This window comes from Streptomyces sp. GbtcB7 (genome assembly GCF_019091445.1).
Classification (GTDB): domain Bacteria; phylum Actinomycetota; class Actinomycetes; order Streptomycetales; family Streptomycetaceae; genus Streptomyces; species Streptomyces mirabilis.
In genome coordinates this window covers 252,158-260,181 of sequence record NZ_JAGXJM010000012.1, presented here as the reverse complement: position 1 = coordinate 260,181, position 8,024 = coordinate 252,158, and the positions used below count along the sequence as shown (strand labels likewise).

8 protein-coding genes are annotated in these 8,024 nt (G+C 71.8%); 4 read left to right on the top strand and 4 right to left on the bottom strand.

Annotated elements, in window-relative coordinates:
- Nucleotides 1-109: 109 nt before the first annotated feature.
- The 3 genes from KVT44_RS21600 to KVT44_RS21590 all read right to left on the bottom strand — a co-directional run bounded on the left by KVT44_RS21600 (nucleotide 110) and on the right by KVT44_RS21590 (nucleotide 3,284).
- Nucleotides 110-1,090, bottom strand: a complete 981-nt coding sequence (locus tag KVT44_RS21600; RefSeq protein ID WP_217568205.1) for an iron chelate uptake ABC transporter family permease subunit — start codon at nucleotides 1,088-1,090, stop codon at nucleotides 110-112.
- 101 nt (nucleotides 1,091-1,191) lie between these two features.
- Complete coding sequence (locus KVT44_RS21595; protein WP_229889306.1) at nucleotides 1,192-2,178, bottom strand: iron ABC transporter permease; 987 nt, start codon at nucleotides 2,176-2,178, stop codon at nucleotides 1,192-1,194.
- A 44-nt stretch (nucleotides 2,179-2,222) separates the two neighbouring features.
- The gene (locus KVT44_RS21590) at nucleotides 2,223-3,284 is read right to left on the bottom strand and encodes an iron-siderophore ABC transporter substrate-binding protein (protein WP_308314063.1); all 1,062 of its coding nucleotides are present in this window, start codon (nucleotides 3,282-3,284) and stop codon (nucleotides 2,223-2,225) included.
- A 131-nt stretch (nucleotides 3,285-3,415) separates the two neighbouring features.
- Here KVT44_RS21590 and KVT44_RS21585 point away from each other — a divergent pair, with 131 nt between their 5' ends.
- Nucleotides 3,416-5,047, top strand: a complete 1,632-nt coding sequence (locus KVT44_RS21585; RefSeq protein WP_099920937.1) for a multicopper oxidase family protein — start codon at nucleotides 3,416-3,418, stop codon at nucleotides 5,045-5,047.
- A 30-nt stretch (nucleotides 5,048-5,077) separates the two neighbouring features.
- Here the strand turns inward: KVT44_RS21585 and KVT44_RS21580 are convergent, their stop codons facing one another.
- Nucleotides 5,078-5,236: a DUF6368 family protein gene (locus KVT44_RS21580; RefSeq protein WP_180292889.1), complete on the bottom strand. Its 159-nt coding sequence runs from the start codon at nucleotides 5,234-5,236 to the stop codon at nucleotides 5,078-5,080.
- A 364-nt stretch (nucleotides 5,237-5,600) separates the two neighbouring features.
- Here KVT44_RS21580 and KVT44_RS21575 point away from each other — a divergent pair, with 364 nt between their 5' ends.
- The 3 genes from KVT44_RS21575 (at nucleotide 5,601) to KVT44_RS21565 (ending at nucleotide 7,997) form a co-directional block, all read left to right on the top strand.
- Complete coding sequence (locus tag KVT44_RS21575; RefSeq protein WP_217568187.1) at nucleotides 5,601-6,131, top strand: hypothetical protein; 531 nt, start codon at nucleotides 5,601-5,603, stop codon at nucleotides 6,129-6,131.
- Nucleotides 6,132-6,381: 250 nt separating this feature from the next.
- Complete coding sequence (locus KVT44_RS21570) at nucleotides 6,382-6,609, top strand: ferredoxin (protein WP_097224946.1); 228 nt, start codon at nucleotides 6,382-6,384, stop codon at nucleotides 6,607-6,609.
- A complete protein-coding gene (locus KVT44_RS21565) occupies nucleotides 6,606-7,997 on the top strand; it encodes an NAD(P)/FAD-dependent oxidoreductase (RefSeq protein WP_190172190.1) in 1,392 nt (463 codons plus the stop codon). Before KVT44_RS21570 ends, KVT44_RS21565 begins: the two co-directional genes overlap by 4 nt.
- Nucleotides 7,998-8,024 lie beyond the last annotated feature (27 nt).

Genomic DNA, 8,024 nt, shown 5'->3' with positions numbered 1-8,024 from the left:
CGGCCGCGCGACCCCCCCCGCCCCCTTGGGGGGGCAACGGGGGGGCCGCCGGGCGGCCGCCCGCCGGCCCGGCGCCCTTGGTGTTTCCACCGTACGTACAGCGATCCCGTCAGCGGCGGCCCGACCTGCCCAACAGCCAGAGCAGATAGGGACCGCCCACCAGGGACGTGAGCGCCCCGACCGGGATCTCCAGCGGCGGCACCAGCGTGCGGGCCACCAGGTCGGCGCCGACCACGATCAGCGCGCCCGTCAGGGCGGAGGCAGCGAGGGGGAGTTGCGGGGTGCGCGTGAGGCGGCGGGCCAGTTGGGGGCCCGTGAGGGCGACGAAGCCGACCGGGCCGGCCGCACCGGTCGCGACCGCGGCGAGCACCACCCCGAGCACGGTCAGGCCGAGCTGGGTGCGCTGCACGCGGACGCCGAGCGCGGCGGCCGTGTCGGCGTCCAGGCCGAGCGGGCGCAGCGCGCGACTCGCCCACACCAGGGCGGGCAGCGCGAGGAGGAGGACCCAGGCCAGGGGGCCCGCCTGCTCCCAGCCGCGCCCGTTCAGACTGCCCGTCAGCCACTGCTTGACCTGCTCGGCGGCGGCCAGTTCGCTGTCGGTGAGGTAGAGCTGGACGACGGCGGAGAGGGCGACACCGATGCCCACCCCCGTCAGGACGAACCGGCTCGGCTGCATTCCGTGCCGCCAGGCCAGTACGTACACCAGGGCGGCGGCCGCGAGACCGCCGGTGACGGCGACGGCCGGCAGCGCGCCGGGGGAGGCGACGGTTCCGGTGGCCAGCGCCAGTACGGTCGCGGCGGCGGCACCGTGCCCGACACCGATGACGTCCGGGCTGGCCAGCGGGTTGCGCGTCACGGTCTGTACGAGCGCCCCGGAGAGCCCGAGCGCCGCCCCGACCAGCGCGCCGAGCACGATCCGCGGGACCCGCAGTTCGCCGACGACCAGGTCGTAGGGGCCGCCGTGGCCACGCAGCACCCGCCAGACCTCGCCCGGCGGGACGTACGTCTGCCCGACGCACGCCGCGAGCAGCATCACGCCCGCGAGGAGCAGGAGGAGGACGGTGACGACGACGGCGGCGCGCCGGTGCATGAGGAGGGAGAGGCGCCGGTGGCGGAGCACGGAGAGCCCGGCCGAGTGCGGGTACGCGGTGCGGCTCGCGGTGGGCTCGGCGGGCGTCGTGGGGGCTGTGGTCACGAGGCCATGCCCTTGCGTCGTACGAGTACGACCAGGACCGGCACGCCGACCAGCGCGGTCATCACTCCGGCCGGCACTTCCGCCGGGGCGCGTACCACCCGGCCCGCCACGTCCGCGGCGAGCAGCAGGGCGGCGCCGAGGAGCGCGGAGAGGGGAAGGGTCCAGCGGTGGCCGCCATGGACCAGTCGGCGGGCGAGGTGGGGGACGGCGAGGCCGATGAAGGCGATGGGGCCCGCGGCGGCGACCGCGGCCGCGGTGAGCACGGTCGCGCCGAGCGCCGCACAGCCCCGTACGAGCGTGACGCGGTGGCCGAGCGCCCGTGCGGTGTCGTCGCCGAGCGCGAGCGCGTCCAGGCCGCGGGCGCAGGCCAGCACGAGCAGCGCACCGGCGGCGAGGAAGGGCAGCATGCGCCCCACCGTTGCCGCGTCGCGCCCGCTGAGCGCGCCCACCTGCCAGAACCGGAACTGGTCCAGCGTGGCCGAACTCGATGTGAGGACCACGGTCGTGGCTCCCGCCGTCATCGCCGACAGGGCGGTGCCGGCGAGCGCCAGTTTCACCGGGGAGGCGCCGCCGCGTCCGCGCGAGGCGATGGCGTACACGACGCAGGCGGCGAGGACCGCGCCGGTGAAGGCGTACCAGACGTACCCGTCGAAGCCGTTCGCCCAGCCGAGCGCGATGGCGAACACGACACCGGCCGCCGCCCCCTGACTGAGCCCGAGGATGCCGGGGTCGGCGAGCGGGTTGCGGGTGACCGCCTGGAGCGCCGCCCCCGCGAGTCCGAGGGCGGCACCGGCGGTCAGTCCGATCGCGGTCCGCGGCACCCGCAGCGACCGTACGACCAGCGCGTCCGGTGAACTCCCGCCGTGCACCAGCGCGTCGAGGACGGCGGACAGCGGGACGGGGCGGGTGCCGACGGCGAGGCTGAGGGCGGCGGCGGTGACGGCGAGGAGGAGGGCCACACCCAGCCAGGTAGCACGCCGCACGCCCGCCGGGGCGGACGTGCGGCGGGCGACGGACGTGGAACCGGTCACTTGCCGAGGGTGTCCGCGAGCTGTCGTACGACGAGCCGGGCGGCGGTGGGGCCGGCGTTGAGGTACCAGGGGTCGTCGTCGACCTTCACCGCGTGCCCGGCCTTGACCGCCTTCATCGACTTCCACAGGGGCCCGGCGAGCACGCTGCCCGCGTCGGTCTTGGAGGCGTCGCCCTGCACGGAGTAGAAGATCCAGTCCCCGTCCGCGACATCGATGCTCTCCGCCCCGATGTCCTGCGAAATCGCCTTGAACTGCTGCGACTTGGGCCGGGAGAGCCCCATGTCGACGGCGATGGAGCCGGTGAACGACGACACGCCGAACATCCGCGTCCGGTCCGGCGTGAACCGCACCATGGACACGGCGGGATCGCCGAGCCGCTTGCCCCGCGTGGCGGCGTCGCTGACGATGCCGTCGAGCAGTTCCCGCGCCTTGTCGCCCTTGCCGACCGCGTCACCGACGAGGAGCAGATCCCGCTTCCAGTTGATGCCGTTGCCGGCCGTCACGACGGTGGGCGCGATCTTCGACAGCTTCGGGTACAGGTCGCCGAGCGAGTCGTTGATCAGGATCAGGTCGGGCTTGGCGGCGGCGAGCGTCTCCAGGTTGGGCGCGGTGCGGGTGCCCGCGTCGGTCATGGCCGACAACTGCTTCTTGTACGCGGGGAAGGCGTCGTTCAGATAGCCCGGTACCAGCCCGGCGTTGTCCGCGCGGGTCGTCACGGTGGGCACGATGCCCAGGGTCAGCAGGTCGTCCAGCTGGCCGGTGCTGAGCGCGGCGATCTTCTTGGGCGCGCTCCTGATCTCCGACTTGCCCTCGAAGTGCCCGACGGTCCGTGGGAATTGGCCGTCCTTGGCGCTGCCCGCGCCCATCCCGGCGGCGACGGCGCTTGGGGCGACGGAGGGGCCCTCGGAGGCCCCGCTCACGAGATTGCGGTCGCCGCTCGAGGTGTTCTTGCTCTGCGAGGAGCCGTTGTCCCCGTCCCCGCTCCCGGACGAACATCCGGCCAGCAGACCGCCGACGACGGCAACGGCCAGGACGGCCTTCGACCCCAAGGTGCGCACGAATACTCCGATCAATGGATAAGGCAAGCCTAACCTTAGCCTCCGTTTCGGGGTGACGGGGTCTGCTCCGATGGGGGACACACCGTGCCGGGTTCGAGGACATATCAGCGTAAAACGTGTGTTATTCATTCATGCACTCACCTACGCGGCGCACCGTGCTCGGTGCCTCGATCGCGGCCGCCGGCTCGGGACTCCTGGCCGGCTGCTCCGGGTCCGACTCTCCCTCCGGACCCGGCTCGCACCCCGGCCCCGGCGAGCACCAGGGGAGCGGCCACGGCGGCAGACCCTTCATCCCCAGGGGACCCAAGGGATACGTGAACCCGTCCGATCCCGAGGTCCTCGCCGTCGAGAGGAAACGCGGGTCCGGCCCCGTTCGCTCGTTCAAGCTCACGGCCGCCGAGACGACCCTCGACCTGGGTGGACGGACCGTCAGGTCATGGGCGTACGGCGACTCGCTGCCCGGCAGGGAGGTGCGGATCAAGTCGGGCGACATCCTCGATCTCAACCTGGCCAACCATCTGCCCGTGTCCACGACGCTGCACTCGCACGGTATCCGCATGCGCTGCGACATGGACGGAGTGCCCGGCCTGACCCAGCACCCCATCAGGCCCGGCGACGACTTCAACTACCGCTTCGCCGTGGACCACCCGGGCACGTACTGGCTGCACTCGCACTCGGGGCTGCAGCTCGACCGCGGCCTGTACGCCCCGCTGATCGTCGAGGACCCCAGGGAGCCGTTGTCCTACGACAAGGAGTGGGTCGTCATCCTGGACGACTGGGTGGACGGCGTGGCCGGCTCCACCCCCGACGGGGTGCTCGCACAGCTGCTCGACGGCAAGGGCATGGCGACGGGCATGGGCATGGGTGAGGACGACGAACCCGGGGGCAAGGCCCATGACAAGGCCGCCCACGAGAAGCCCCACGGCCCCTCCCGCGTCCTGCGGAACTCCCACAGCCGCATCCTGCACAGCGAGGGAGGCAGCGTCGACTACCCGTTCTACCTGGTCAACGGCCGTCTCCCGAAGGCTCCTTCGGTCTTCCGGGCCCGCAAGGGGGACCGCATCCGGCTGCGGATCATCAACGCCGGCGCCGAAACGGCCTTCCGGGTGGCGCTGGGCGGCCACGAGATGACGATCACGCACACGGACGGCTACCCCGTCGAGCACACGCAGACGGACGCGCTGCTGCTCGGCATGGCCGAACGCTACGACGTGCTGATCACCGCCAAGGACGGGGTGTTCCCGCTGGTCGCGCTCGCCGAGGGCAAGAACGCCAGGGCCCTGGCCGTCCTGCGCACCGGCAGCGGGGACATTCCCCGCCCCTCCGTGCACCCGGACGAACTCGACGGCAAGCTCGTCCCGGCCAGACGCCTTGTGCCGGACGACTCGGTGGCCCTCACCGACGACGAACCGGACCGCGAGCTGCGCATCAGGCTGACCGGCGGGATGAAGAAGTTCGACTGGGCCTTCGACCACCGGCCGTACTCCGTCGAGCAACGCCACCCGGTCAGCTACGGCGAACGGATCCGCCTGACCCTCATCAACGCCACCGACATGTGGCACCCCATGCACCTGCACGGCCACACCTTCGCCCTCACCGGCTTCGGCGTGATCGGCGCCCGCAAGGACACCGCCCACGTGGTGCCGCACCACAAACTCGTCGTCGACTTCTACGCCGACAACCCGGGCCTGTGGATGCTCCACTGCCACAACCAGTACCACTCGGAGTCCGGCATGATGACGATCCTCGGCTACCGGAAGTGAGACACCAGCCACCGACGCGTTGTCACCTGATCATGCGAAACCCCGCTCGTGGAGGGAGACGCGGTGGCCGAGCAGGCCGCCGAAGTCGATCGGCGCGTCGAAGCGTTCGGCGAGGACCAGGGCGAGGTGCCCGACCGGCAGGTGCTTCCCCCGCCCCGAGCCGCGGGCGGGCAGGCCCGCCCACCGCATCCTCCGTGCATCAGCCGCGGCGCTGCCACAAGCGGCGCTTCGGTTCGGGTGTCGGAGGAAGCGGTTCGGTCGACTCATGGGCTGTCGCGGTCTCCGGGGCAACGGCGGGCAGGGCGCGCAGCGCGGTGCGGATGCGGTCGAAGGTCGGGGGAGGGGATGAACACCGGTGCGCCGACGCACCCTTGATGCGGTCGGCCGACCCGACGGACGCCGCCATCGCCGGTACGCGCGACCTCGCCGACCACGACCGCCTGCTCCCGAGCGCCACTCCCGGCGGCGACGTCGTGGCCCAGGCGTAGCTTGGGACGGCCGGGACGACCGGGGCGACGGCGTTGTTTCGGGCGGACACTCTGGGGGAGAGCGGATGAACGGCTGGGGTCGGCGCAGGGAAAGAGTTCGGGCAGGCCGTCCGGCGGTCATGGTCGTCGTTCTCGTGGCCGCGGGCATCGGGCTGACCTGGTTCGCCGGAACGCATTTCGCCTACGCCACGGGCCTGGCCGGCACCCCGGGGCATCTCCGGGTCGAAGCGTGCGCCTGGGAACACGTCGGGGGCCACCGGTATCCGCACTGCAGTGGCATCTTCCGCTCCTCCGACGGCACCGTCGTCGACCCGAACGCCTCGATCGGCAAGAACCTCCCCGTCGGTGACACGGTCGCGTTGCAGCGGGTGGCCTCCGGCGGATACGAGCAGACGGGCACCGCGTCCTCGTTCGGGTGGCTGGCGATTTCCCTGCTCGGCCTGATGGTGCTGCTGCTGGGGATTCTGGTCGTCTGCGGAAAGGGCGGTGAGCGTCGAGTACCGCGCGGGCTGCTGGTGCTGCTCGGTGCGCTGGGCGCCTTGATGCTGCTCAGCGCGTTCATCGGCGGAGTGGCGGGGATGACCGAGGTGTTCTGAGGCCCGCCCACATCGTGCGGCGGGGCGGTGTGCGGTCGACGTATTCCTGAATCCCTACCTCCTGAATCCTCACCGTGCGGACGACGTGCACGGGGGATAGGCTTTTGACGGCAAGGTCAGGTTCTCCGGGCGGTTTTGCAGACGCCGAGGCCTCATTCGCGATGATCGATTCTTCCTGCGGAGACCTGCCGACTCCCTTCGTCCGCGGGTCCTGAGGCAGCGCTTCGCGGTCCCTGCAATGGAGGTCGGGATGAGAGTTGTCGTTGATCTTTCCCGGTGCCAGGGGTATGCGCAGTGCGCGTTCCTGGCTCCGGACGCGTTCCGGATGCACGGCGAAGAAGCGCTCATGTACGCCTCGAACCCCGACGACGCCCAGCGCCAACAGGTGTTGCGCGCCGCGGCGGCCTGCCCCCTCCAGGCCATTCTGGTCGACCAGCTGGAGGGCCGGGACGCGCCGGTGGGGACGTCGCCGTCATGAGCACTGCCGACACCCTGCAGGGGTTCAAGCGCGACGGCCGCGTCGTGATCGTCGGGGCGTCACTGGCGGGACTGCGCGCCGCGGAGGCCCTGCGCGACGAGGGGTTCACCGGGAAGCTGACCATGATCGGTGACGAGTTGGGGGAGCCCTACGACCGCCCCCCGCTGTCCAAGCAGGTACTGACCGGATGGGTGCCGGCCGACGGCACCACCCTGCCACGGCGTCGTGACATCGACGCGGAGTGGCTCCTGGGCGTCCCCGCCGACGGACTGGACCTGGCGAACAACCACGTGCGGCTCGCCGACGGCCGCACGGTCCCCTTCGACCGCATGCTGATCTCCACCGGCGTACGGGCCCGGCCCTGGCCCGTCGAGGCCGAGGCGGCCCTGGACGGAGTCTTCGTGGTCCGCACGCGCGAGGACGCCGCCGGTCTGCAGCGGGCGGTCGCCGCCGGGCCCTCCCGCGTACTGATCATCGGCGCGGGCTTCACCGGCTCCGAGATCGCCTCCGTCTGCCGCGAGCGCGACATCCCGGTGACCGTCGCCGAACTCGCGCCGTCCCCGCTGGTCGGGGGACTCGGCGCCATGATCGGCGAGATCGCGGCGGACATGCAGCGCGCCCACGGCGTCGACCTGCGCTGCGGTGTCAAGGTCACCCAGCTGGAGGGCGACGCGCAGGGGCGGGTTCGCCGCGCCCACTTCTCCGACGGCAGTACGGTCGACGCCGACGTGGTGGTGGTGGCGCTCGGGGGCATCCGCAACACCGAGTGGCTGCGCGACTCGGGACTGGCGGTGGGCGTATGGGGAGTCGCCTGCGACGCGGGCTGCCGCGCCTTCGACCTCAACGGCCTGGTCACCGACGACATCTTCGTCGCCGGAGACGTGGCACGCAGCCCGAACCCGATGTACGAGTACCGGTTCATCTCGCTGGAACACTGGGCCAACGCCGTGGAGCAGGCCGAGATCGCGGCGCACAACATGGTCAGCACCCAGGCGAACCGCTGGCCGCACCTGTCCATCCCGACGTTCTGGTCGATTCAGTTCGGCGTCAACATCAAGTCCGTCGGTGTACCGACCTACGCCGACGAGGTCGTCGTCACCCAGGGATCCGTGGCCGACCACCGCTTTGTCGCCGCATACGGGTACCAGGGCCGCGTCACCGCCGCCGTCAGCTTCAACAACGCGAAGTGGCTGGACCACTACCGGCGGCTGATCGAGACGGCCGCGCCCTTCCCGCCCCCCTGCCCCACACCCGACCAGCCCCTCGACGCGAAACCGGTGCCCGTCGACTTCCCCGGCCCCACCCTGCTCGCCCAGGGCGCCACGGTGGTCGTCACCGGCCATGACCCGGGCGAGCGGCGCGTCACAGCCATGCGGCAGCACCGCTAGGAGGGAACAGGTAGGACGGAACCGGAG

What these genes read in the sequence shown, in the direction of transcription:
- KVT44_RS21580 (WP_180292889.1), bottom strand. Translation starts at nt 5,236, where the DNA reads ATGCGGTGGGCGGGCCTGCCCGCCCGCGGCTCGGGGCGGGGGAAGCAC.
- KVT44_RS21565 (WP_190172190.1), top strand. Translation starts at nt 6,606, where the DNA reads ATGAGCACTGCCGACACCCTGCAGGGGTTCAAGCGCGACGGCCGCGTC.
- KVT44_RS21575 (WP_217568187.1), top strand. Translation starts at nt 5,601, where the DNA reads ATGAACGGCTGGGGTCGGCGCAGGGAAAGAGTTCGGGCAGGCCGTCCG.
- KVT44_RS21570 (WP_097224946.1), top strand. Translation starts at nt 6,382, where the DNA reads ATGAGAGTTGTCGTTGATCTTTCCCGGTGCCAGGGGTATGCGCAGTGC.
- KVT44_RS21600 (WP_217568205.1), bottom strand. Translation starts at nt 1,090, where the DNA reads ATGCACCGGCGCGCCGCCGTCGTCGTCACCGTCCTCCTCCTGCTCCTC.
- KVT44_RS21585 (WP_099920937.1), top strand. Translation starts at nt 3,416, where the DNA reads ATGCACTCACCTACGCGGCGCACCGTGCTCGGTGCCTCGATCGCGGCC.